Source organism: Roseibium sp. QJM3NY_11 (genome assembly GCF_056173175.1).
On record NZ_CM149660.1, the window covers coordinates 5,749,567 to 5,773,860 of the forward strand.

At 62.2% G+C, this 24,294-nt stretch carries 24 protein-coding genes; 5 read left to right on the top strand and 19 right to left on the bottom strand.

Annotated features, from left to right (window positions below):
- Positions 1 to 65: 65 nt before the first annotated feature.
- The 14 genes from miaB to dnaK all read right to left on the bottom strand — a co-directional run bounded on the left by miaB (position 66) and on the right by dnaK (position 13,113).
- Positions 66 to 1,577, bottom strand: coding sequence for a tRNA (N6-isopentenyl adenosine(37)-C2)-methylthiotransferase MiaB (miaB, locus tag AC0VX3_RS26305; protein WP_475522982.1), 1,512 nt, complete (start codon positions 1,575 to 1,577; stop codon positions 66 to 68).
- 118 nt (positions 1,578 to 1,695) lie between these two features.
- Entirely contained in the window at positions 1,696 to 2,562 is an 867-nt protein-coding gene (gene olsA / locus AC0VX3_RS26310) for a lyso-ornithine lipid O-acyltransferase (protein WP_475522983.1), read from the bottom strand.
- Positions 2,555 to 3,004 (bottom strand): Fur family transcriptional regulator, encoded by a 450-nt coding sequence (locus AC0VX3_RS26315; RefSeq protein ID WP_475522984.1) that lies wholly within the window; start codon positions 3,002 to 3,004, stop codon positions 2,555 to 2,557. Before AC0VX3_RS26315 ends, olsA begins: the two co-directional genes overlap by 8 nt.
- 98 nt (positions 3,005 to 3,102) lie before the next feature.
- The gene (gene rimI, locus AC0VX3_RS26320) at positions 3,103 to 3,591 is read right to left on the bottom strand and encodes a ribosomal protein S18-alanine N-acetyltransferase (protein WP_342891670.1); all 489 of its coding nucleotides are present in this window, start codon (positions 3,589 to 3,591) and stop codon (positions 3,103 to 3,105) included.
- Entirely contained in the window at positions 3,588 to 4,265 is a 678-nt protein-coding gene (gene tsaB / locus AC0VX3_RS26325) for a tRNA (adenosine(37)-N6)-threonylcarbamoyltransferase complex dimerization subunit type 1 TsaB (RefSeq protein WP_475522985.1), read from the bottom strand. Before tsaB ends, rimI begins: the two co-directional genes overlap by 4 nt.
- Before the next feature lie 200 nt (positions 4,266 to 4,465).
- On the bottom strand, positions 4,466 to 5,023 hold the full coding sequence (locus AC0VX3_RS26330) for a NifU family protein (RefSeq protein ID WP_342891672.1): 558 nt from the start codon (positions 5,021 to 5,023) through the stop codon (positions 4,466 to 4,468).
- Positions 5,024 to 5,201: 178 nt separating this feature from the next.
- Positions 5,202 to 5,696 carry a universal stress protein gene (locus AC0VX3_RS26335; protein ID WP_342891673.1) on the bottom strand — a complete coding sequence of 165 codons (495 nt, stop codon included), beginning with the start codon at positions 5,694 to 5,696 and terminating at the stop codon, positions 5,202 to 5,204.
- 91 nt (positions 5,697 to 5,787) lie between these two features.
- Positions 5,788 to 7,092 carry an ATP-dependent protease ATPase subunit HslU gene (gene hslU, locus AC0VX3_RS26340; protein WP_342891674.1) on the bottom strand — a complete coding sequence of 435 codons (1,305 nt, stop codon included), beginning with the start codon at positions 7,090 to 7,092 and terminating at the stop codon, positions 5,788 to 5,790.
- A 3-nt stretch (positions 7,093 to 7,095) separates the two neighbouring features.
- Positions 7,096 to 7,614: a GNAT family N-acetyltransferase gene (locus AC0VX3_RS26345; protein WP_475522986.1), complete on the bottom strand. Its 519-nt coding sequence runs from the start codon at positions 7,612 to 7,614 to the stop codon at positions 7,096 to 7,098.
- 6 nt (positions 7,615 to 7,620) lie between these two features.
- Entirely contained in the window at positions 7,621 to 8,181 is a 561-nt protein-coding gene (gene hslV, locus AC0VX3_RS26350) for an ATP-dependent protease subunit HslV (RefSeq protein WP_342891676.1), read from the bottom strand.
- 124 nt (positions 8,182 to 8,305) lie between these two features.
- Positions 8,306 to 8,881 carry an NADPH-dependent FMN reductase gene (locus tag AC0VX3_RS26355; protein ID WP_475525254.1) on the bottom strand — a complete coding sequence of 192 codons (576 nt, stop codon included), beginning with the start codon at positions 8,879 to 8,881 and terminating at the stop codon, positions 8,306 to 8,308.
- A 235-nt stretch (positions 8,882 to 9,116) separates the two neighbouring features.
- A complete protein-coding gene (locus AC0VX3_RS26360) occupies positions 9,117 to 9,779 on the bottom strand; it encodes a class I SAM-dependent methyltransferase (RefSeq protein WP_475522987.1) in 663 nt (220 codons plus the stop codon).
- Between the two features lie 115 nt (positions 9,780 to 9,894).
- A complete protein-coding gene (gene dnaJ / locus AC0VX3_RS26365; protein ID WP_342891679.1) occupies positions 9,895 to 11,025 on the bottom strand; it encodes a molecular chaperone DnaJ in 1,131 nt (376 codons plus the stop codon).
- 162 nt (positions 11,026 to 11,187) lie between these two features.
- Positions 11,188 to 13,113, bottom strand: coding sequence for a molecular chaperone DnaK (gene dnaK / locus AC0VX3_RS26370; protein WP_342891680.1), 1,926 nt, complete (start codon positions 13,111 to 13,113; stop codon positions 11,188 to 11,190).
- A 218-nt stretch (positions 13,114 to 13,331) separates the two neighbouring features.
- Between dnaK and AC0VX3_RS26375 the strand changes: the two genes are divergently transcribed.
- Positions 13,332 to 13,955, top strand: coding sequence for an alpha-ketoglutarate-dependent dioxygenase AlkB family protein (locus tag AC0VX3_RS26375; RefSeq protein ID WP_475522988.1), 624 nt, complete (start codon positions 13,332 to 13,334; stop codon positions 13,953 to 13,955).
- 213 nt (positions 13,956 to 14,168) lie between these two features.
- Here AC0VX3_RS26375 and AC0VX3_RS26380 read toward each other — a convergent pair whose 3' ends face one another.
- From AC0VX3_RS26380 to iolD, 4 genes are read right to left on the bottom strand one after another with little or no spacing between them, the layout of a single operon-like run.
- A complete protein-coding gene (locus AC0VX3_RS26380; RefSeq protein WP_475522989.1) occupies positions 14,169 to 14,999 on the bottom strand; it encodes a class II fructose-bisphosphate aldolase in 831 nt (276 codons plus the stop codon).
- Positions 14,996 to 15,838, bottom strand: a complete 843-nt coding sequence (locus AC0VX3_RS26385; protein ID WP_475522990.1) for a 5-deoxy-glucuronate isomerase — start codon at positions 15,836 to 15,838, stop codon at positions 14,996 to 14,998. The genes AC0VX3_RS26380 and AC0VX3_RS26385 overlap by 4 nt, the downstream gene beginning before the upstream one ends.
- Before the next feature lie 13 nt (positions 15,839 to 15,851).
- Complete coding sequence (gene iolC, locus AC0VX3_RS26390; RefSeq protein ID WP_475522991.1) at positions 15,852 to 16,832, bottom strand: 5-dehydro-2-deoxygluconokinase; 981 nt, start codon at positions 16,830 to 16,832, stop codon at positions 15,852 to 15,854.
- Positions 16,832 to 18,703, bottom strand: coding sequence for a 3D-(3,5/4)-trihydroxycyclohexane-1,2-dione acylhydrolase (decyclizing) (iolD, locus tag AC0VX3_RS26395; protein WP_475522992.1), 1,872 nt, complete (start codon positions 18,701 to 18,703; stop codon positions 16,832 to 16,834). The genes iolC and iolD overlap by 1 nt, the downstream gene beginning before the upstream one ends.
- Positions 18,704 to 18,823: 120 nt before the next feature.
- Here iolD and AC0VX3_RS26400 point away from each other — a divergent pair, with 120 nt between their 5' ends.
- Genes AC0VX3_RS26400 through AC0VX3_RS26410 form a run of 3 tightly spaced genes read left to right on the top strand, consistent with a single transcriptional unit; the run spans position 18,824 to position 22,032 of the window.
- Complete coding sequence (locus tag AC0VX3_RS26400) at positions 18,824 to 19,927, top strand: Gfo/Idh/MocA family protein (protein WP_475522993.1); 1,104 nt, start codon at positions 18,824 to 18,826, stop codon at positions 19,925 to 19,927.
- Positions 19,928 to 19,948: 21 nt separating this feature from the next.
- Positions 19,949 to 20,839 carry a sugar phosphate isomerase/epimerase family protein gene (locus tag AC0VX3_RS26405; RefSeq protein WP_475522994.1) on the top strand — a complete coding sequence of 297 codons (891 nt, stop codon included), beginning with the start codon at positions 19,949 to 19,951 and terminating at the stop codon, positions 20,837 to 20,839.
- 59 nt (positions 20,840 to 20,898) lie between these two features.
- Positions 20,899 to 22,032, top strand: a complete 1,134-nt coding sequence (locus tag AC0VX3_RS26410; protein ID WP_342891688.1) for a Gfo/Idh/MocA family protein — start codon at positions 20,899 to 20,901, stop codon at positions 22,030 to 22,032.
- A 55-nt stretch (positions 22,033 to 22,087) separates the two neighbouring features.
- Here the strand turns inward: AC0VX3_RS26410 and AC0VX3_RS26415 are convergent, their stop codons facing one another.
- Positions 22,088 to 23,089 (bottom strand): LacI family DNA-binding transcriptional regulator, encoded by a 1,002-nt coding sequence (locus AC0VX3_RS26415; RefSeq protein ID WP_475522995.1) that lies wholly within the window; start codon positions 23,087 to 23,089, stop codon positions 22,088 to 22,090.
- Between the two features lie 192 nt (positions 23,090 to 23,281).
- Here AC0VX3_RS26415 and AC0VX3_RS26420 point away from each other — a divergent pair, with 192 nt between their 5' ends.
- On the top strand, positions 23,282 to 24,223 hold the full coding sequence (locus AC0VX3_RS26420) for a sugar ABC transporter substrate-binding protein (protein ID WP_475525255.1): 942 nt from the start codon (positions 23,282 to 23,284) through the stop codon (positions 24,221 to 24,223).
- Positions 24,224 to 24,294: the final 71 nt, after the last annotated feature.

A 24,294-nucleotide genomic window follows, 5' to 3' on the forward strand; every position in this document is an offset into this window, starting at 1 on the left:
GAGACTGATCCGAAGGCTTGCGGGAGGAAGATTGGCTGTCACGCGTCAAATGACGTCTCCTGTCATCAACCGGCCTGGGCCGCCGGAGCCGGGATGGCCCCGGAAATGTCCGTTTTATCTTGCCCGTCAATCAGGCGCCCGAACAGCGAATTAGATCCGATCTCCACGATTTCCACCGCTTGTATGCTGCCGATCAGATTTTCAGAAGCGTCCAGTTGAACCGGTTGCAGCCAGGGCGACTTGCCAACGATCTGCCCCGGATTGCGGCCCTTCTTTTCAAACAATACGTCGCACGTCATGCCCAGCCGGGACGCATTGAAGGCCCGTTGCTGGTCGCTGACGAGCGCCTGCAGCTCGGCGAGACGGGCGGATTTCACGTCTTCGGGCACCTGATCGTCCATGCCCGCTCCGGGCGTGCCCGGCCGCTGGCTGTACTTGAAGGAAAACGCCGAGCCGTATCCGACGCGGTGGATGAGGTCCATCGTGTCCCGGAAATCCTGGTCCGTCTCGCCCGGGAAACCGACAATGAAGTCTCCCGACAGGGCGACATCCGGGGCCGCTTCGCGGATCCGGTCGAGCAGGCGGAAATAGTCGTCCCGCGTATGCCGGCGGTTCATGGCCTTCAGGATCCGGTCCGAACCCGACTGCACCGGCAGATGCAGGTAGGGCATCAGGCTTTTCAGGTCCCGGTGGGCCGCGATCAGGTCGTCGTCCATGTCGCGCGGGTGGCTTGTGGTGTAGCGCAGCCGGTCGAGACCGTCGATTTCGGACAAGCGCCGCAACAGCAGACCCAGGCCCCAGGTCTCCCCGTCCGGACCATCGCCGTGATAGGCGTTGACATTCTGGCCGAGCAGTGTGATCTCGCGCACGCCCGCTTCGGCCATACGCCGGGCTTCCTCCAGGATCTGGCTTGCCGGGCGGGACACTTCCGCGCCGCGTGTGTAAGGCACCACGCAGAAGGTGCAGAACTTGTCGCAGCCTTCCTGCACGGTCAGAAACACGGACGGGGCGCGCCTGAGCACCGGCTTGACGGCCTGGGCGGACAGGTGATCGAATTTCGCATCGATGTCGAATTCGGTTTCGACGACCTTGCTGCCCTGGCGCGCCTTGTCGAGCAGGGCGGGAAGCTGGTGGTAGCTCTGCGGACCGACGACCAGATCGACAATGGGTGCGCGGCGGGATATCTCCGCGCCCTCCGCCTGCGCCACACAGCCGGCAACACCGACCATCATGTCCTTGCCGGATCTGGCACGCTCTTCCTTGACCTTGCGGATCCTGCCCAGCTCCGAATAGACCTTCTCCGCGGCCTTTTCTCGAATATGGCAGGTGTTCAGAATGACCAGATCGGCATCTTCCATGACGTCTGTCGCCTGATAGCCTTCCGGCGCCAGCACGTCGTTCATGCGCTCGCTGTCATAGACATTCATCTGGCAACCATAGGTGCGCACGAACACCTTGCGCAAGTTGCCCTTGGCACCGGAAGAAAGGGGGTCACCAGATGGCTTGCCTGAAGAGCTCGGGCCGGCGGGCACGGCGGATGGGGTCTTTTCCTGGTCTTGTTCCGGGCGGCGTGTCATTCGCTCCTCATGGCCGTTCTCGATCGGCCGGCATGTCCTGGGTTTTATGGCGGAGGGCTGTCCCTGTCCGCAAGTCGCCGGTGCCGCAATCGCGCGTCAAGCGGGTGGCACCAGAATTTCAGGCGCCAGCTTTAGCGGTTTTTTCCGCGTTTGAGAAGAAGTCGAACGGATCGATATCGCCGGTTTCGTCGCTTTCTACGGGCTTTTGCAACAAAGAGGCGATTGTCATGGCCCTGACATCGGCCTCCAGCCGCCGGGTCAGGGCCTTGCGGTCGGTGTCCGTATCGACCAGAACCGGCTCGCCCCAGCGCACCACGACATCGAGGGCACCGCGGCAAAAGACACCCCACAGATGCCCGGCCAGCTCCATGTCGCCATACCAGGCGACATACGGGCGGTGGGCCCGGCCCATCGGCACGCCGTAGTATCCCTGATAGGCAATGGACAGGGGCTGAACCCAGACCCTGGAGGACTGTTCGCTGCCGGCCGGCCTCGTGGCCGCGCCCAGCAGCGCGGAGCGGAACGGCAGCACGCCGTTGCCGTCGTTCGAGGTGCCTTCGGCAAAGAGAACCATGGTGTCGCCCGCTGCCAGGCGTTCGGCGATCGCGTCGGCAACCTGCGCTGTATGCGCGCGGCGGTTCCGGTTGACGAAAACCGTGCGCTGCAGTTTCGCCAGCAGGCCGAAAACCGGCCACCCCGACACTTCGGACTTGGCGATGAACGACAGCGGCATCAGTGACCCGATCACGGAGATGTCGAGCCAGGACGTGTGGTTGGCGGCAATCAGGAGCGGCCGGTCCGCGGCCGGTTCACCGATCTGGCGGATCCGGATACCGACCAGACGGGTCGCTGTCCGGTGCCAGATCCGGGGCAGGATCTGCCGGGCAGGCAACCGCAGCCTGATCGCGGCCCATTGCAGCGGGATCAGAACCAGCGAGACAAGAGTGAGGAGCAGAATGATGATCCCCGCCTTGATTTCAGCCATCGTCCGTATCGTCCTTCGGCTGCTCCAGGGGAACGCCGTACAACTCCAGCCGGTGGTCGACCAGCCGGTAGCCGAGTTTTCTGGCGATGAACTCCTGCAATGCCTCGATGTCTTCATTGCGGAATTCGATGACCTCGCCGGAGCGCAGGTCGATCAGGTGATCGTGATGCTCGTCGGGCACGGTCTCGTAGCGGGAGCGACCGTCGCGGAAATCGTGCCGCTCGATCATGCCGGCGTCCTCGAACAGCTTCACGGTGCGGTAGACGGTCGAGATCGATATGCCCGGATCGATCGCGACCGCTCTGCGATAGAGTTCCTCGACATCCGGGTGGTCGTCGGACGCGTCCTCGATGACCGAGGCTATGACACGGCGCTGCTCGGTCATGCGCATGCCTTTTGCAATACACAAATCCGCCAGCGATGTGTGCCGCTCATCCACCATAGGGGTGCCGTCCGTGCTTGTTCAAAATCGTTGCGAATGCGCCGGGCGCATCAAGCGAAAAATCTGCGTCAATCGAACCAGATTTATCGCCCTACGCTCTAACGAAGATCGATCCGCATGACAAGCGCCGTGCCGTCGCCGGCACTGCTGCCGTAATACCCCTTGCGCTTGCCGACTTCCCTGAAACCGAGGCCGCGATACAGCAAAAGCGCGGATTCATTGGCCGCATCGACTTCCAGGAACAGGTGCCGGCACCGGTCCGCGTACAGGCGGAACAGGCCCGCCTCCATCAGTTTCTTGCCGATGCCGCGGCCCCGCTGGCGCGGATGAACGGCGATCGTGATGACCTCCGCTTCGTCCGCCGCAGACCTGAGCACCAGAAATCCAAGCGGTGTGCGGGTGCCGTAGGGACTGGCCCGGCGCGCCACCAGAACGACGGTGGCCTCCTGCGCCTTCATTCGCGCGAATTCTTCGATGTTCCAGTTGTTCTTGAACGATGCGGTGTGGATCTCGGCAATTTTCGGCAGATCTTCGGCCAGCGCCTCTTCAATCACCGGCGGCTGGGTCCAGAACCACCAAAAGCTCATTGCCTTTCAATCCTTCCCTTGGTCTGCGGTGTGGCGTCGGGCGGCCGCAAATACAGCGGCGACGGGGAAGACCGGGCCGGATCGGCGGTAATCCCGAGTTCCGCGACATCCCGGATACAAGGGAACCCGCGGCGCGACAAGATCCGGTCGGCGGAAATCCCGCATTCCCCTGCCACTTTTTCCGCTGCCGAACCTGCCAATCTTATGCCCTCGGGCAGGTTCGCCGCAAGATCGGCGAAGGTGAGCACACCGGCCTGTCCGGCAGGGGCGCCGGATGCGTCGAACTGCTGGCAGTAGACTTCATCGCCCTTGCCGGTCAGGGCAACAAGCAGCGGCGCTCCCGCATCCCCGGGGGCGGCGGAACGCGCGATGGCGGCCAGCGTGGTGATGCCGACCACGGGCTTGCCGAGCACAAGGCCGAAACCGCGCGCGACCGCAAGGCCGACCCGCATGCCAGTGAAACTGCCCGGCCCTATGGTGACGGCAACCCGGTCGAGACTGGAAAATGGGGTCGACGTTTCGGCCATGACCTCGCCGATCATGTCCATCAGACGTTCCGCGTGGCCGCGCCCGATCTCCTCGGCGCAGGCTTCGAAACACGCGCTCCCGGCGCCGTTGTCGAGAACGGCGGCCGCACAATTGGCAAGGGCTGTGTCGATGGCTAGGAGGCGCATTTGGCTCTGCTCACATGTCCCAGATACCAAGGAACGTTGATTATGACCCATCTGCCAGTACCCCGGCGGCCTTCAGGAGTCGAGCCAAGCTTTGGACCTACGTCCATTGGCGGGCTTGCCTTCCACAAGGAATGGATGTCCAAAATAAAAAAAAGGCCCGGCTGCCGGCCGGACCCTTGAAATACCTGAGGAACGACCGGTCAGATCGGACGGACTTCCTCGACTTCCGGCACGAAATGGCGCAGCAGGTTCTGGATGCCGTGCTGCAGCGTCGCCGTCGAGGACGGGCACCCTGCGCAGGCCCCGCGCATGGACAGATAGACCACGCCTTCCTTGAAGCCCTTGAAGGTGATGTCACCGCCATCCTGGGCCACGGCAGGGCGGACCCGGGTCTCCAGAAGCTCCTTGATGGTGTCGACGGTTTCCTGGTCGTCCGTCTCGAAGAATTCGCCTTCCTCGATGTCTTCCGACTGGCCGGCCGACATGACCGGCAGGCCGGACATGAACTGCTCCATGATGACGCCGAGTATGGCCGGCTTCATATGCTGCCAGTCGGTGTCGTCCTTGGTCACGGTGACGAAGTCGTGGCCGAAGAAGACGGCGGCGACGCCCGGGATCTCGAACAGTTTCTCGGCGAGCGGCGACACGCCGGCATCCGTCCTGGACCGGAAATCGTAGGTGCCTTCCGGCAGGACCACCCGTCCGGGAAGAAATTTCAGCGTGGCCGGGTTCGGCGTTGCTTCCGTTTGAATGAACATTTCGTGTTGTCCTTGCGCTTGATTTCGCGCCCAAGTATGGCCGTGTCCTGCGCGCTCCCTCATCGCAAAACACCGATGAATGAATCTACCGCATCCGGCAACAGTTTGGAACCATTAAAAACTAGATAGGTGCGAAGATGCTTCGTTCAAGCACCTTCGGGCTCTCCCGGCCCGCGACCTATGCCAATGCGTCGATGGAATCGTCATCCAGGTTGCCGGGTACGATGGTGACGGGGATCGGAAAGGTTCCCGCCGACTTCCCGGCAATCGACGTGACCAGAGGCCCCGGCCCCTCCGCTCCGCTGCTGGCTGCCAGGATCAGAATGGCAATATCGGCATCGGACTCGATCAGATCGAGTATCTCCTCCGATTTGGACCCTTCCCGGACAACCGATTCCGGTTCGGTTCGGGCCACGGCCCGGACGCGTTCAGCCGCCCGGGCAAGCGCGGCCTCGGCCTGTTCCTGGGCTTCGGCGCGCATGATGTCCTCGACACCCAGCCAGTGTTGAAAATCACCCGGCGCGATAACGAAGACAAGCGTGACCACGCCGCCCGTGCGCGCTGCGCGTTTGGCGGCATAGACGATCGCCCGGTCGCACTCCGGCGTTTCATCGACCACAACCAGAAATTTCCGGCGGTGGCCTTCCTCGTTGCTCTTGCGAATGGCTACCATGCGCGCATGCTGCCACCGGCGGGCGCGCACCGCAAGTTGCGAAATCGCCGCGCACGATGAGTTCCGCCGGGAGGCCCTTTGTCAGGTCCGGTCACAGAATGAACTTCGACAGGTCGACGTTCTTCGCAAGGTCGCCGATATTCTCGCGAACGAACTCGCCGCTGATCTCGACTTCCTCGCCCGGCCGATCCGGCGCGGTAAACGAAATCTCGTCCAGAATACGCTCCATCACGGTCTGCAGCCGGCGGGCGCCGATATTTTCCACGGAGGCGTTCAGGTCGACCGCGACCGAGGCAATCTCCTCAATGGCGTCCTCGGTGAACCTGAGCGTGAGCTTCTCCGTTTCCAGCAGGGCGACATACTGCTTGATCAGGCTTGCTTCCGGTTCGGTCAGGATCGCGCGGAAATCCTCCTTGGTGAGGGCCCTCAGCTCGACACGGATCGGAAGCCGGCCCTGAAGCTCGGGCAACAGGTCGGAAGGCTTGGCGACGTGGAACGCCCCCGAGGCGATGAACAGGATGTGGTCGGTCTTGACCGGGCCGTGTTTGGTGGAGACGACGGTGCCCTCGATCAGCGGCAACAGATCGCGCTGCACGCCTTCACGGGAGACATCCGCGCCGGCCCGGCCTTCCCGGGCGCAGATCTTGTCGATTTCGTCCAGGAAGACGATGCCCGAGTTCTCGACCAGCGCGATGGCTTCCTCGACGACCTTGTCCTCGTCGAGCAGCTTGTCCGATTCTTCGTTGATCAGGAGCGCGTAGCTGTCGCTCACCGAAGTCCGCTTGGTCTTGGTCTGGCCACCGAAGGCCTTGCCGAGCAGGTCGGAAACATTCATCACGCCGACGCTGGCGCCAGGCATGCCCGGCATGTCGAAACTGGGCATCTGGGCCTGGGCGCGCACCTCGACCTCGATTTCCTTGTCGTCCATTTCGCCGTTGCGCAGCTTTTCCCGGAAACTTTCCCGGGTCGCCGGGCTGGCGTTCTTGCCGACCAGCGCGTCCAGCACCCGTTCCTCGGCCAGCACATGGGCCTTGGCCTTGACGGATTCACGCTTCTTGTCGCGTATCAGCGTGATGCCTGTTTCCACCAGATCCCGGACGATCTGCTCGACATCGCGGCCGACATAGCCCACCTCGGTGAATTTCGTCGCTTCGACCTTGGTGAACGGGGCATTGGCGAGCTTGGCCAGACGGCGGGAAATTTCGGTCTTGCCGACGCCGGTCGGGCCGATCATCAGGATGTTCTTCGGCAGAACTTCCTCGCGCATCGGGCCTTCAAGCTGCTGGCGCCGCCAGCGGTTGCGCAGGGCGATCGCGACCGCGCGCTTGGCATCCTTCTGGCCAACGATGTAGCGGTCGAGTTCAGAAACGATCTCACGCGGAGAAAAATCGGACATTTTTTAAGACACGCCTTTCGTGTTTACGAGTTCCATAAGCAGGTTGTCGCCCGTGCGGCCCGTCAGCCCGGCTATCTCGCGAAAGCCGGCCTTGCGATAGGCCTTCACGGCGCGCTGGTTGGCGATGTCCGGATCAATGACGATCCGTTCGTGCCCATCGCGGCGCAATTTGCCGACAAATGCCTGCAACACCTTTGTTCCGTACCCTCTGGACAGCTCCGCAGCGTCGGCAATCGCCAGATCGACACCGACCGCATCCATCGGCAGCAGAGCCAGCCAGGGATAGGCGGCCACGGTGCCAAGACCTTGCTGATCCTTCACATACCAGACCTGTATGTATCCCGCGTCGCGGCCGTCGATCTGAAAGATGAAGGGCTTCGTCGTATCACGCCCCTCCATCTTTTCACGAAGCTTCTCAAGTTCCTGTTCCGGTTCGCCCCACCATTCGCGCCAATGCGGGCGCGCCATCCAGACCGCCAGAAACGGCAGGTCCTCGGAAAGGACGGGGCGAAAGGTCACCATGACCGTCTACTCGGCCGTATCCAGCGATTCGACGGTGACGCTTTCATTGGTGTAGACGCAGATTTCCGCGGCGACCGCCATCGCCTTGCGGGCAATCGTCTCCGCGTCATAGTCCGTGTCGACCAGGGCGCGGCCGGCCGCCAGGGCATAATTGCCGCCCGAGCCGATCCCCATGACACCGCCTTCCGGCTCCAGAACATCTCCGGTTCCGGTCAGCACAAGGGACACATTCTTGTCCGCCACCAGCATCATCGCTTCCAGGCGGCGCAGGTAGCGGTCCGTCCGCCAGTCCTTGGCCAGTTCGACGCAGGCACGCATCAATTGACCGGGATACTGCTCCAGCTTGGCTTCCAGGCGTTCGAACAGCGTGAAGGCGTCGGCGGTGGCCCCGGCAAAGCCGGCGATCACCTCGCCCTTGGCCAGAAGCCGGACCTTGCGGGCGGAGTGCTTGATCACAGTCTGGCCGAGGGACACCTGGCCATCACCTGCAATCACGACCTTGCCGCCCTTGCGCACCATCATGATCGTCGTACCGTGCCACTGGGCCGGTTCGCGCGTTTGGCTCATTCAAACCTCTTTGGTCTATCCTGTCTGCCGCCCTATGTAGGCGCCAATCAAGGCATTTCCAAGCGGTCATTGGACCGCGTTTCCCCCACCCCCGGTGTCGCCCGCGCCGGTGTGCCGGCAGCGATCAGCGGGGCATCCCGGTCCGGGTTGCCCCGAGCAGGGCATCAACAAGCCCGTCCAACTGACCGGCAACCCGCTCATCCACCAGGTCGCCCTTGTCGTCAAAGGCGCCGGAGGCCCTCGACACCGAGATCATCTGAGGCAGGACCATCACGCCCAGCCCGACTTCCAAAATGGTGCGCATGCCGATGAGCCCGCGCATGCCGCCGAAGCCTCCGGGGGAAGCGGCACCCAGCGCGAATATCTTGTTCCGGAAGGCGTCCCCCGGCTCCTTGACACGGCTGATCCAGTCGAGCGTGTTCTTCAGGAGCGGTGTGACCCCGGCATTGTATTCCGGGCAGGACAGGAATGCGCCATCCTGGCCCTGGAACAGCCGATGCAGCTTTTTCGCGTTTTCCGGCACACCCTGGCTTTCCTCAAGGTCACCGTCATAGACAGGCAACGGATAGTCCTTGAGGGACAGAACCGTTACCTCGGCATCCAGGATCGCCAGCTTCTTGGCGGCAAGCGCCGCGAGACTGCGATTGAAAGATCCCGACCGGACCGAGCCGGAACAGACTAGAATTTTCGGACTGCGTATCACTTTGACCCCTCGCTTTTCCGATTGCCCTGTACGAGGCCATCCCCGGCAACGCGCCTGCCCAAGTGCCGAAGATCACCGACCCGCCTCAGGATTTCAATGCACGCGATCAACTTTTTCAGAAAGCTTGCCAGGGTCCGGGATCGGGTTGCCGAGGCATGGCGACCGAAAGCCGACTCGCGCCGCGTTCCCATCCCCGATCGACCGCAGACGCCAGTGCCCCTTCCGGTGGACCCTAGTGTCCCTTCCGGTAGACCCATACCCTGGCCGGAGGCAGGTTCTTCCAGACCCATTCGGACCCATGAACGGAGACCGCCCGGCTGTCCGGCCGGACCGGCGCGACAAGGCCGTAGGAAAACTGAATGAACGGTGCGCCCGGCCTCAGAAGCTCAAGGGCCTCGGCGAGCAGCGCCCTTCGGACCGGTTCCGGGCGGGTCAGGAGCGGCAGCGAAGACACGATGCCGTCCAGCGCATCCGGCCCTTCCGGACCGGCCTCGACCAGCCCGCCGGCGGGACCCAACGTCTCGCGAAGCGCATAGGCGTCGCCCTGCATCACGGTCAGCCCGGGAAATCTCGATGCCAGAAGCGCGCAGAATTCCGGGCAGTATTCGATCAGGGAGAGTTGAGGATGGGAAAACCCGCGATCCAGGATCGCCTTGGTCACAACACCGGTACCAGGCCCGAGTTCAACCACACGTGCGTGCGGGCGTGGTGTCAGGAAGGACGCCATCTTCGCCGCAAGATCCGGACCGGAGGGCGTTACCGCACCGGTTCGAAGCGGATTCTGTGCCCAGGACCGGATGAATTTGACTTCATCAAGCACTTTCGCCCTGACCAAATTTGCTTTCTCAAGCTTTCCCCGCAGCAACTCCCGCCGGTTCGAATTGCGTTTCAGCATTTTCCCTCACTCACCCCAACGGTGGGAATATAGGAATGATTGCAAGGAGATGCCATGGGGAAGCGCACGGATTGCGCGCTTTTACCCCGTCAACATGCACCAGACCGACTTCGGGCTAAGCGCCGAGATTGTCGATGAAATCCTTGACCTTGGAGAAGAACCCCGCCGATTCGGGATGATTCTCGCCGGAAGATTCCGACTCGAATTCGGCAAGAAGCTCCCGCTGGCGGCGGGTCAGGTTGGTCGGTGTCTCGACGGTCACCTGGATATACATGTCGCCGTGCTGACTGGACCGCATGATCGGCATGCCCTTGCCGCGCAGGCGGAACTGCTTGCCGGTCTGGGTGCCTTCGGGCACCTTGACCCGGCTTGTGGACCCTTCCACCGTCGGCACGTCGAATTGTCCGCCGAGCGTGGCCGTGGTCATGGATATCGGCACGCGGCAGTAAAGATCCGCGCCGTCCCGCTGGAACAGCTCATGCGGCCTGATCGACAGGAAGATATAAAGATCGCCGGCCGGCCCGCCCCTGACACCGGCTTCGCCTTCACCGGCGAGACGAATGCGGGTGCCATCCTCGATGCCTGCCGGGATGTTGACCGACAGGGTGCGTTCCTGTGTCATGCGCCCGGCACCGCCGCAGCTTTCGCAAGGGTCGGTGATGACCTGACCCCGCCCCTGACAGCTCGGACAGGTGCGCTCGAGGGTGAAGAAGCCCTGCGCCGCGCGGACGCGCCCCGCGCCGCCGCACGTCCGGCACGTGCTCGGGCTGGTTCCCGGCTTCGCGCCCGTTCCGGTGCATTCCTCGCAGACGATGCTGGTCGGAACCTCGATTTCCACGGCCTTGCCGGAGAAAGCGTCCTCCAGCGTTATGTCAAGATTGTAGCGCAGGTCGGCGCCGCGTTCGCGGCCGCCTGACCGGCGTCCGCCGCCCATGCCGAAAAATTCCTCGAATATGTCGGACATGGTGGAGGAGAAGTCCTGGCCGCCCGCGCCGCCACCGCCGCCGCCGAAGCCGCCATTTTCAAAAGCGGCGTGGCCGAAGCGGTCGTAAGCCGCGCGCTTCTGGCCGTCCTTCAGCGTGTCGTAGGCTTCATTGACTTCCTTGAAGACGGATTCGGCATCCGCATCACCGGGATTGCGGTCCGGGTGATATTGCATGGCCATCTTGCGGTAGGCGCTTTTCAGAACCTTTTCGTCCGCTTCGCGCGAAACACCCAGAATCTCGTAGAAATCACGTTTCGACATCAAGATCTCTCGGTCTTGTTGTTGCACCGCTGGCCGCCAGCAAACTCAGGCGCCAATTACGGCGAAGGCGCCGGGCACAAGCGCCCTTTTCATCAGGCAGTCACGCATCCGGCGCCGGTAATGAAACAGCCAGCCGAGGACCGGCTGGCTGTCGACTTTCAGTTAGGCGGACTTCTTGTCGTCTTCGTCCTTGACTTCCTCGAAGTCGGCATCGACGACACTGTCGTCCGTCTTCGCCTCGGCTTCGGATTCGTCTTCTCCACCTTCGGCTTCCGCATCGGCCTGGGCGGCCTGATACATGGCCTCGCCAAGCTTCATGGACGCTTCCGCCAACGTCTGGGTCTTGGCCTTGATGCCCTCAAGGTCCTCGCCCTCAAGAGAGGTCTTGAGATCGGCCAGAGCGGTTTCGATCGCGGACTTGTCTTCTTCCGATACCTTGTCGCCGTAGTCGCTCAGGGACTTCTCGGTGGAATGCACCAGGGATTCGCCCTGGTTCCTGGATTCCACCAGTTCCTTTCGCTTCTTGTCCTCGTCGGCGTGAGATTCCGCATCCTTGATCATCTGATCGATGTCGGTGTCGCTCAAACCGCCGGAGGCCTGGATCCGGATCTGCTGTTCCTTGCCCGTGCCCTTGTCCTTGGCGGACACGTTGACGATGCCGTTGGCGTCGATGTCGAAGGTGACCTCGATCTGCGGAACACCGCGCGGCGCGGGCGGAAGGCCGACCAGGTCGAACTGGCCGAGGACCTTGTTGTCCGCCGCCATTTCACGCTCGCCCTGGAAGACACGGATGGTCACGGCCGTCTGATTGTCTTCAGCGGTCGAGAACACCTGCCCCTTCTTGGTCGGGATCGTCGTGTTGCGGTCGATCAGGCGGGTGAAGACCCCGCCGAGGGTTTCGATGCCGAGCGACAACGGGGTCACGTCGAGCAGGAGAACGTCCTTGACGTCGCCCTGCAGAACACCGGCCTGGATCGCCGCGCCCATGGCAACGACTTCGTCCGGATTGACACCCTTGTGCGATTCCTTGCCGAAGAAGGTGTTCACGGTTTCCTGGATCTTCGGCATGCGGGTCATGCCGCCGACCAGAACCACTTCGTCGATTTCACCAGGAGAAAGACCGGCATCCTTCAAGGCGGCCTTCATCGGCGCGATCGTGCGCTTGACCAGATCGTCGACGAGCGATTCGAATTTCGCGCGTGTCAGCTTCAGGGTCATGTGCTTGGGACCGGACGCATCCGCCGTGATGAACGGCAGGTTGATTTCGGTCTGCGAGGAGGACGACAGTTCGATCTTGGCCTTCTCGGCAGCTTCCTTCAGACGCTGCAGAGCCAGCTTGTCCTTGGTCAGGTCAATGCCCTGATCCTTCTTGAACTCAGCCGCCAGATAATCGACCAGCACCATGTCGAAGTCTTCACCGCCGAGGAAGGTGTCGCCGTTGGTCGACTTCACTTCGAAGACGCCGTCGCCGATTTCCAGCACGGACACGTCGAAGGTGCCGCCGCCAAGGTCGTAGACCGCGATCGTCTTGCCGTCGTTCTTGTCGAGGCCGTAGGCCAGCGCCGCAGCCGTCGGCTCGTTGATGATGCGCAGGACTTCAAGACCCGCGATCTTGCCGGCATCCTTGGTTGCCTGGCGCTGCGCGTCGTTGAAGTAGGCGGGAACGGTGATCACCGCCTGGGTAACGCTCTCGCCCAGGAAGCTCTCCGCGGTTTCCTTCATCTTCTGAAGGATGAACGCGGACACCTGCGACGGAGAATACTTGTCGTCGTTGGCCTGCACCCACGCATCGCCATTGTCAGCCTTGACGATCTCGTAAGGAACAAGCTTCTTGTCCTTCGCGACGGTCGGGTCTTCATAGCGGCGGCCGATCAGGCGCTTGACCGCGAAAAGCGTGTTCGTGGGGTTGGTGACCGCCTGGCGTTTCGCCGGCTGACCGACGAGGCGCTCGCCGTCATCGGAGAATGCCACCATCGACGGGGTGGTACGGGCACCTTCGGCGTTTTCAATAACCTTGGGTTCCTTGCCGTCCATGACGGCGACGCACGAGTTCGTCGTGCCGAGGTCGATACCAATGACCTTTGCCATATCTGCCTCTCTTTCTAGCAAACCGGAAAGACCCATGAAGGCGTCTGTCCGGCTCCTCTTCACTTGGGTTCCGGGATGGACCCGGACATCGCGCCGTGGGTTCAGAACCCGAAATTAGACGCGAAGCTTGAACGCTATATAGGTGGATGAAACTTTGCCTGCAAGACATCTGTTCACCGGCAATTTCCACTCCGTGCCCGATTTGCTAAAAGACAGTCATGCAGGATCACCCGATAACCGGCCCAGGCGGCCTGTCCTATCTGCCCGGCCATTTCGACCGGGCGGCGCAGGAAGAACTTGTGGAGACCGTCCGGTCCATCGTTGCCGAGGCGCCTCTGTTCCAGCCCGCGATGCCGCGCACGGGCAAGCCGTTCTCCGTGAAGATGAGCAATTGCGGCCCGCTCGGCTGGGTCGCCGACATCGATGGCTACCGGTATCAGCCCTTTCACCCGCGCACCGACCGCCCCTGGCCACCCATGCCCGCGATTCTGACGGATCTGTGGGCGGGGCTTGCTCCCGGCGTGCCGGCGCCGGAAGCCTGCCTCGTCAATTTTTATGAGGCGCGCGCGCGCATGGGCCTGCACCAGGACAGCGACGAACAGATGTTCGAAGCACCGGTGATCTCCGTGTCCCTGGGCGACACTGCGACATTTCGCATCGGCGGCCTGACCCGCAAGGATCCGACAACATCCTTTCGCCTGCAATCGGGCGACGTGGTCGTGCTGGGCGGCGCGGCGCGGCTTGCCTTTCACGGCATCGACAGGGTGCTCTCCGGCACCTCGACACTGCTGAAAAACGGCGGCCGCATCAATCTGACCCTCAGACGGGTCACGGCAGCTTAAGCGTCCCTGGTCCCGCCAATACAAATCACGGCGTGCCCTTCCGGCGACCGGCCCCTGGACTTGCAGACACCTTCCCGCCTGAATTTGAGGCGGGGAAGTCATCTTGGGCACCGACGGTTTCAGCGACGATTTCAAGGTGGCGGGCCGCGCGGCCGCGAGCATTGTTCAGCCGCTCGATCGACAAGGCCTCTACCTGTCAGTCGCCGGCTGGTATCAATTGGCCTTGAATGCGCCCAGAACCCGCCGCGTGGCGGCGACCATCGGGTCGTGCGTGTCCTTCAGGATTGAATTACGGTCGAAGCGGGACGGGTCGCTGTTGACCGCCTCGCGCAGTGCATGACCGAACGCCATGCGCAATTCGGTGCCGATATTGAATTTGCAGATGGCCGACCCCCGGGCCAGCGCCGTGCGTTGTTCCACCGGCACGCCCGAGCCTCCGTGAATGACCAGCGGTACGGTGGTTACGGCTTCGATCGCGCGGATGCGGGGCTCGTCGAGCCCGCCTTGCTTGTCCTGCTGCAGGTGCACGTTGCCGACCGAGATCGCCATCGCGTCGACCGCGGTTTCCCGGGCAAACTTTGCGGCCTCCTCGGGATCGGTTCCGGCAGACGCTTTGCCGCCGGAATAGCCGACAAAGCCGATCTCACCTTCGCAGGAAATGCCGGCGGCATGCGCCATTTCGGCGATGGCGGCGGTTTCGTCGATATTCTGTTGCAGGGGATGACGTGAGCCGTCGAACATGAGCGACGTGAACCCGGCGTCCAGCGCTTGCCTGCATTCGTCCAATGTGTACCCGTGGTCCAGATGGGCCACGACCGGAACGGAAGCGTTCCCGGCCAGATGCCGGAACATCTTGCCCAGCACAGGCAATGGCGTGTGTTCACGGCACCCCGGTCCGGCCTGCAGAATGACCGGTACGTTCTCGGCCTCGGCCGCGGCCACATAGGCGCGCATGTCCTCCCAGCCCAACGTGACAAGTCCGGCCACGGCAAAGTGGCCTTTCAGGGCGGGCTGAAGCACATCCGACAGGGTGACAAGGGTCATTTGAACTTTGCGATCATGTCCTTGATACCCGGGATGGTTTCCAGCTGCGCGGCATGAGTCGGCTGGAAATACTGCACAAGGGAGCGCTGGCTCAGGCCGCCGAGGATGGTGAAATAATACATCTCGTATCCAGGCAGAACCGCGCAGGGATGATAGCCCTTGTCGAGGCAGATCGTCGAGCCGTCCATGATGTGATAGGCGTCGCCGGGCTTGTTGTCCTCGCGCTGGAGCATCTGCACGCCGGAGCCGTAGTTGGGCCTGAACCTGAAGTTGTAGGTTTCGTCATGACGGGTCTCGACCGGGAGGCGATCGGTGTCGTGTTTGTGGCTGGGGAACCCGGACCATCCACCCTGACCGACGGTGAACAATTCGCTGACCAGCAGCCGCCCGACCTTGTCGTGATGGTTGGCGCCGAGGATGTGCTTGATCTTGCGGTGGGTCTTGGTGTCATCGGAACCATATTGCACACGGTCGATGCCGTCGCCGCGCACATCGAACGGCTCCAGAACCTTGTCGTATTTCGCGCCCGCAATGAACGTTTCGGTTTCATCGGAGGTGCAGACGATTGTCACCCTGGCGCCGACCGGCACATAGACGCCCTCGGGCTCACCGTCCCAGACATCCACCGTGCGGTTGCCGAGAGACTTGAAGCGAACGCCTTCGATCTCGACATCCACGGTGCCCGTCGCCGGCACGATGCAGGTCTCATAGCCGGGGACGCAATATTCGAACGCATCCCCCTTCCTCAGCTTGACGATGTTGAAATAGTTCAGAGGGACCAGGGGGTTGTCGACGTTGACAATCGGCTTGTTGTGGTTGTCATGGGGCGCGATATGCATGTCTTCTTCCCTTTTAGGGTGTTGTGGGGCCGGGGTGCGAGGACAGGAAATCCTCAAGCTCGGCGGGTGTGGGCATGGCTGGTGCGCAGCCGACGCGGCTGACGACGATCGAGGCGCAGGCAGAGCCACGCAGAACCGCATCACGCAAGTCACGTCCGTCGGCGAGGCCTGCGATGAACCCACCCATGAAACTGTCACCTGCGCCGGTGGGTTTCAGGGCCGTCACGGGGTAAATGCCGGTGCGGAATTCCCCTTCGGGGGTCAGCGTGATCGCGCCCTCCTCACCCATCTTGTAGACAACGATCCGGGCGGTGGCGGCGACCAGTTCGCGGGCCTTGTCCAGGCCTTTGTCATAGTCCCCCGCCATGAACCCGAACTCGACATCGTTGCCGACAATGATGTCGCACATTGCGGCGGCGCGGGAATAGACGTCCGCGGCAACCTCTGCGGAAGGCCAGGAGTAGGGCCGGTAATCCACATCGAAGATCAGCGGAAGGCCGGCCGCGCGGGCTGCCTCGAAGGCGTGGAAGGTGGCGCTGCGCGACGGTTCGGCGGCAAACACCGTGCCGGTGGTGATCAGCGCCGAATAGCTGTCGTAGTCTACCGCCGCCACATCGTCGACGGTCATTTCGAAATCGGCGGCTCCGTTGCGATAAATCACCGACTGGTGGTCCTCGACCCGGCTTTCCACCACGGCAAGGGAGTTCCGCGCCTCGCCGCCGACGGATCTCACATGGGTTCGCTCAATGCCGTAGCGATCGAGCTGCTTGAGCGCAAAACGCCCGATCGCGTCGTCCGACACCGTGGTGACCAACGCAGCCTGACCGCCATGCCGGGTGATGGCCGCAGCGATGTTGGCAGACGATCCTCCGAGGCAGGTAAAGAAGTGTGTTGCGTCCTCGGTTCTGGTGCCGGGCGGATCGGCGTACAGGTCCATCCCGGCGCGCCCGAGAATGACAAAGCTGTTGCCCTTGATGCGCTCCAGATCGGCCATCAGACGCCCTGCCTTTGCCTGGGACGGGCGGATTCCCAGTCTTCATGGGCTGCCCGGACTTTCGGATCGTCAGAGACCTGCTGGGTACCGCATTCCCACCAGGTATGCCCTTCCTTGGTCCAGCCTTCGTAGGCGTCCACTTTCATGCAGATGACAGTGGTTTTCTCCGCCGCCTTGGCGCGCTTGAAGGCCTCGCCCAGTTCTGCCGGATTTGCCACGGTTTCGGCAATTGCCCCTTGCGCGCGCGCATGGGCTTCGAAATCCACGCCGAACGGCTCGGGGATCGTCGGGCAATCGGCAATCAGATTGTTGAAACTTTCATTGCCGGAGTTGTTCTGCAGCTTGTTGATCACCGCAAAACCGCCGTTGTCGAGCACCAGAATGATGAGTTTCTTCTGGCTGAGCACGGAGGAATAAACGTCCGAATTCAGCATCATGTATGAGCCGTCACCGATGAAAACGATGGTGTCCTGACCGGGCTCGCGCTGGGCCTGGGCGATCCGGGCGCCCCAGGCGCCGGCAATCTCGTATCCCATGCAGGAGAACCCGAATTCCACATCCACCGTGCCCGGTGCAAGCGTGCGCCAGTTGGCGGTGACCTCTGCCGGCAGCCCGCCGGCGGCGGCGACCACACGATCGCGCGGATCGCACAGATCGTTCACCACGCCGATTGCCATCGCGTAGGAATTGGGCCTGTTTCCCGGCGCAACGTTTTTCGCCACATAGGCATCCCAGTCAGCACGATGGCCCCTGGCTTCAGCGGTCCATGCTTCCGGCGCCGAATATCCCCCGGCACGCGCCGCAAGAGCCTCAAGCGACAGTTTGGCATCGCCGACAACCGGCAGGGACATGTGCTTGACCGCGTCATGGCGCGCCGCGTTGATCGAGATAAAGCGCGCCTCCCGGGAAAAGGCGGTCCACGACCCGGTGGTGAAGTCCTGCAAGCGCGTGCCCACGGCGAGGATCACATCGGCTTGCTCTGCTATGGCATTGGACGAATTCGATCCGGTTACCCCTATGGGGCCGATGTTGAGCGGATGGGTTGCCAACATGTTCGCGCGGCCCGCGATGGTTTCGACAACAGGTATCCGGTGAGCCTCGGCAAAGCTGGTCAGCTCTTCCACAGCACGGGAATACTGCACGCCGCCGCCGGCGATGATCATCGGCCTGCGCGCGGTTTTCAGCAACGCCACCGCATCGGCAATTTCCGCCATGTCGGGGGCCTGGCGACGAATGCGATGCACCTTTTTCTCGAACCAGATGGCAGGATAGTCATATGCCCAGCCCTGAACGTCCTGCGGCAGTCCGATGAAGGCAGGTCCGCAATCCGCCGGGTCCAGCAGGGTTGCAAGCGCGTTCGGAAGCGAGGACAGGATCTGCGCCGGATGACTGATCCGGTCCCAATAGCGCACCACCGGCTTGAAGGCGTCGTTCACCCCGAAGGTCGGGTCTCCGAAGTTCTCCATCTGTTGCAGCACCGGGTCAGGCAGCCGGGTGGCATAGGTATCGCCGCACAACAGCAGCATCGGCAGCCGGTTTGCATGGGCCAGCGCCGCGCTGGTCAAAAGGTTCGACGTGCCCGGACCTGCACTCGCGGTGCAGAACATGAACCGCTGGCGCAGCCATTGCTTCGCATAGCCCGCAGCGGCAAATCCCATGCTCTGCTCGTTTTGACCGCGATAGAGAGGCAGTTCCTCGCGAACCGAATTCAGCGCCTCCCCCAGACAGGTCACGTTGCCATGACCGAAAATGCCGAAGCCGCCGCCGCAGATGCGCAGTTCCTCTCCGTCGACTTCGATGAACTGATTGGACAGCCAGCGAATGATGGCCTGCGAGGTCGTCAGGCGGAGTTTTTCACTTACCTTGCTCATCTTGGCAGGTCCTCCTGGGAATTTCCGGTCACGGATCGATTGCAACTTGCGTGGTTTCTAATCTCAAGATACAAAGTTTGCAACCGGTTGCAAACTATATTTCCGCGGGAGGCTAAGGGAATGAAAGACATCGGCATCGGAATCATCGGCGGTGGCTATATGGGCAAGGCTCACGCCGTTGCCATGGCCAGCGTTGCTGCCGTGTTCAACACCGCGCTCCGCCCCCGGCTGGAAATGATCTGCGCCACCAGCATGGAAAGCGCCGAGCGATACAGGCGTGCCTACGGCTTCGCCCGGTGCACGGATTCCTGGCTCGACCTCGTCCGGGATCCGGGTGTCGAAGCCGTGATCATCGCGTCACCGCAAGACACGCATCGCGCTGCCGCCGAAGCCGCATTCGCCCTCGGCAAGCCGGTGTTCTGTGAAAAGCCGCTTGGCGCCTCGCTGGACGACAGCCGCGCGATGGTGGCTGCGGCGACGGCAGGCGGCGCCATCAACATGGTGGGTTTCAATTATATCCGCACCCCCGCCAGTCACTTCGCGCGCCAACTTGTGGCAGACGGCGAAATCGGCGACGTCACATGGTTTCGCGGCGAGCACACCGAAGATTTTCTGGCCGACCCGCAGACCCCCGCGACCTGGCGCACGACGGGCATGTCAAACGGTACCATGGGGGACCTGGCGCCGCACATGATCAATGGTGCGCTGGCCCTGATCGGCCCGATCACCCGCCTGATCGCCGAGGTCGAAACCGTGCATGCTGAACGGCCCGGCGGCAGCGTCACCAACGACGATCACGCCCAGATGATGTGCCGCTTCGAAAACGGCGCCATGGGGCAGATGTATTTCAGCCGGATCTCGAGCGGACGCAAGATGGGCTATGCCTACGAGATCTCCGGCACAAAGGGAGCGATCCGCTTCGACCAGGAAGATCAGAACGCCCTGTGGCTGTATCGTATGGAAGGCCCCGCTTCGACGCGCGGGTTCACCAAGATCCTGACCGGCCCCGCGCATCCGGATTACGAACCCTTCTGTCAGGGGCCGGGCCACGGCACCGGCTACCAGGACCAGATCATCATCGAGGCCAAGGATTTCCTGACGGCCATCGACACCGGCAAGCCGGTCTGGCCGACCTTTCGCGACGGGATGGAGGTCAACCGCATCGTTGCCACCGCCCTCGCATCTTCCGAATCGAAAACCTGGCAGGACGTGGCGGCGTTCTGAGTATCTGAAAGGCTACGCAAAATGACTATTCGCATTGGCAATGCCCCGTGTTCATGGGGCATCGAATTCCCAAGCGATCCTTCCTACCCCGCATGGCAGTCGGTCCTCGACCAGTGCGCAGGCGCGGGATACAAGGGGATCGAACTCGGCCCCATCGGCTACATGCCCGAGGATCCCGCCATTCTTGCGCCCGCGCTGGCGGAACGCGATCTGGAAATCATCGGCGGCGTCGTGTTCCGCCCCTTCCATGATCCCGCGAAATGGGACGAAGTCCTCGACGCAAGTCGGCGGACCTGCAAGGCGCTGGTGGCGCATGGGGCAAAACATCTGGTGCTGATCGACAGCATCTCGCCCCGCCGCGCCCCGACGGCCGGCCGTGCGGATGAGGCCGAACAGATGGGCGCGGCGGATTGGACCGCGTTCCGCGAGCGTATCGAGACGATTGCCAGGATGGGCACCGAGGAGTTCGGCCTGACCGTCGGCATTCACGCCCATGCCGCCGGCTTCATGGACTTCGAGCCGGAGCTTGAGCGTCTGCTGGACGAGGTCGACGAAACCATCCTGAAGATCTGTTTCGACACCGGCCATCACAGCTATGCCGGGTTTGACCCGGTGGCTTTCATGGATCGTCACATGGATCGCATTTCCTACATGCACTTCAAGGACATAAATCCTGCAGTCAAAGCCGACGTGGTCGCCAGGCGCACCGATTTCTACAAGGCCTGCGGCCAAGGCATCTTCTGCAACCTCGGTCAGGGTGACGTGGATTTTCCAGCCGTCCGCCAACGTCTTCTGGATGCCGGTTTCGAAGGCTGGTGCACGGTCGAACAGGACTGCGATCCCTCCATGCCGGGCACCCCGCTTGAAGACGCACGGGCCAACCGCGAATACCTTCAATCCATCGGATTCTGACTGTCGGCCGTGATCCGGTTGGCGAGTGTCGAACATAGAAATGCCAGGAAAGGCAAGACATGGCAAAATTGAAATGGGGCATGATTGGTGGCGGTGAGGGCAGCCAGATCGGACCGGCGCATCGGCTGGGAGCGCAGGCCGACGGGCTTTTCGAATTTGCCGCCGGCGCGCTGGATCACCGTGCGGACATTGGCCGAGACTATGCCCGCAGGCTTGGTGTGGCGGCGGACCGTGCCTATGGCGACTGGCAGGAAATGCTGGCCGGGGAACGGGATCGCCCCGACAAGGTGGATCTGGTTACGGTGGCTACACCGAACTCCACGCATTTCGAAATCACCAAAGCCTTCCTTGAGGCCGGGTTCAACGTTTTGTGCGAAAAGCCGATGACCATGCAGGTCGACGAGGGCGAGGAGATCGTCAAGGTGGCCAAGGCCACGGGAAAGATCTGCGCGGTGAACTACTGCTACTCGGCCTATCCGATGGTGCGTCAGGCGCGGGCAATGGTGCAGGCGGGTGAAATCGGCAAGGTGCGCCTTGTGGTCACCAATTTCAGCCACGGCCATCACGGCGATGCGGCAGATGCGGACAATCCCAGAGTCCGCTGGCGCTATGACCCGGCCATGGCCGGTGTTTCCGGTCAGTTCGCTGATTGCGGCATTCATGCGCTTCACATGGCCAGCTTCATCTGCAACGACGAAGTCGCCACGCTGTCCGCCGATTTCGCATCGACGATCCCCAGCCGCGTGCTGGAGGATGACGCGATGGTCAATTTCCGCCTGTCGGGCGGAACGGTCGGGCGACTGTGGACGTCATCGGTCGCGATTGGCCGCCAGCATGGCTTCGATATCCAGGTGTTTGGCGAAACCGGCGGCCTGCGTTGGCAGTCCGAGCAGCCCAACCAGCTGATCTACACACCGGTTGGCGGCCGCACCCAGATCATCGAGAAGGGCGAGAGCGGCTTGCACGCAGACGCGCAACGTTTGTCGCGCGTTTCCATCGCGCATCCCGAAGGGTTCCCGCTGGCGGTGGCCAACATCTATTGCGATCTGGCCGATGCGGTCCGGGGCGAGGTCCGCGAGGGCTTGCCGGACGCTGCCGCTGGCGTGCGGTCGATGGCGGCAGTGCACACGGCCGTGGCTTCGGCGAAAAACCAGGGTGCGTGGATGGACGCCCGGCCGCCGATGTTCCGCTGAAAACAGCCGAAAGCCGGGTTTGCCCGGCTTTCGGGAGCTCTGACCGGGGAAAGTTCTAGACCTTCAGGGGACGCAAGGTGCCGCGTTCGACAATCTCGCAGGCAAAGATCCGGGACTCGGGCAGTCGGTCCGGCTCCTTCAGCATTTCGGCCATCAACTCGATGGACGAGGCGACGATGTGACGGATCGGCTGACGGATGGTGGTCAGATTGATGTTCTGCCAGGCTGCCATTTCCATGTCGTTCAAACCGATGATGCCGATGTCGCCCGGCACTGTCAGATTGCGTTCGCCGATCGCGGACAGCGCACCGATGGACAGCACGTCGTCACCGCCGAAATAAGCCTGCGCGGGATCGTCCGCCAACAACCGCAACATCTCGCGCCGGCCAGCCTCGAACGAATAGGCCTCGGCAAAGGAATGTCTGACGCGAATGTCCGGGCAATTCGCCAATTCCGCCAGAAATCCATGCAACCTGTCCTGCGTGGAGGTTGCCGTCTCCGGACCGCCAAGAAATCCGATGTCACTGTATCCGCGCGCGATCAGCGTGCGCGCGGCCATCCGTCCGCTTTCGATATTGTCGATGCCGACGACATGGACCTCGGGTGAGCTGGTCGGGCGGCCAAAGGCGTGCACGACCGGCATGCCTGCGTCGCGAAACGCCTTGGAAAACCCCGGCGGCAATGTCGACGAGGCCACGATGACACCGTCGACCGAATATTGCCGCAGCATGCGCACGGAACTTGCCGGATCGGTTTCGTCGGTCAGATTGACCAGCAGCGGCCGCAGGTCCTTTTCCTGCAGCGCACGGGTGAACCGGTCGAAAACCTCCAGAAAGATCGGGTTGTGAAAGTTGTTGGAGACAAGACCGATCAGCTTTGTCCGCCCTGTTGTCAGGCTCGAGGCAAGCGCGTTCGGGCTGTATCCAAGTTCGGCGGCGGCCTTCAGGACGCGGCGACGCATCTTGTCGGAAACTGAAGCTCCATCGGTGAAGGTGCGCGAAACTGCGGACCGTGAAACGCCCGCCCGAATAGCAACATCCTTTAAAGTCTTCGGCATGCTCACAATTCCCCGCCCGTGACTGGCTCCTTTTATCATCTGGCTCATCAAAACGCATGGTGGCACTCATCGAAGTCTTTTGCAACCGGTTGCAATTATTTTCCGAATGTGATTGTCTGGAATACGAAGGGCGGACAAACGCCGTTTTCGGACCAGAGTTCTGGTCAAAACTGGGAGGACTACATGACTTCAATGATTAAGAAAGCCGCACTTGCGATAGCTGTCGCGGCGGTGCCGCTGATGGCGGCGACCGCGGCCTCCGCCGAGGGGGAGAAATATGTCCTGGTGAGCCACGCGCCCGACAGTGACAGCTGGTGGAACACCATCAAGAACGGCATCGCGCTTGCCGGCGATCAGATGGATGTCGAGGTCGAATACCGCAACCCGCCGACCGGTGACGTGGCTGACATGGCCCGGATCATCGAACAGGTTGTCGCATCGGGACCGAACGGTCTCATCACCACTCTTGCCGACTACGACGTGCTTCAGGGGCCGATCAAGGATGCCGTCGCATCCGGCATCGACGTGATCATCATGAACACCGGCACGCCCCAACAGGCCCGTAACGTCGGCGCCCTGATGTATGTCGGTCAGCCCGAGTATGACGCCGGCCTTGCAGCCGGTACGCGCGCCAAGGGCGACGGCGTGACCGCGTTCCTGTGTGTCAACCACGCCATTCAGCAGCCCACGGTCGGCGAACGCTGCCGCGGCTTTGCCGATGGTCTCGGCGTCGAGCTGGGCGACTCCATGCTGGACAGCGGCACCGACCCGGCAGAAATCAAGAACAAGGTCCTGGCCTATCTGTCGGCTCACCCTGAAACCGACGGCATCCTGACGCTGGGTCCGGTCTCCGCAGGCCCGACCATGCAGGCGCTGAACGAAAACGGCATGGCCGGCGACATCTATTTCGGCACTTTCGACCTGGGCGATGAAATCGTCAAAGGCATCAAGTCCGGTGTCATCCAGTGGGGCATCGATCAGCAGCCCTTCCTGCAGGCCTATATGCCGGTTGTCATCCTGACCAACTACCACCGCTACGGCGTTTTGCCGGGCAACAACATCAATTCTGGCCCCGGCTTCGTCACTGCTGACGGGCTGACCAAAGTTGAAGAGTTCGCCGGCGAATACCGCTGAATTCTAAGGAGGCGCCCGATTGCGGGAGCCTCCGTTTTTTTTATTCTTCCAATCGAGAAACGGAGCGCGAG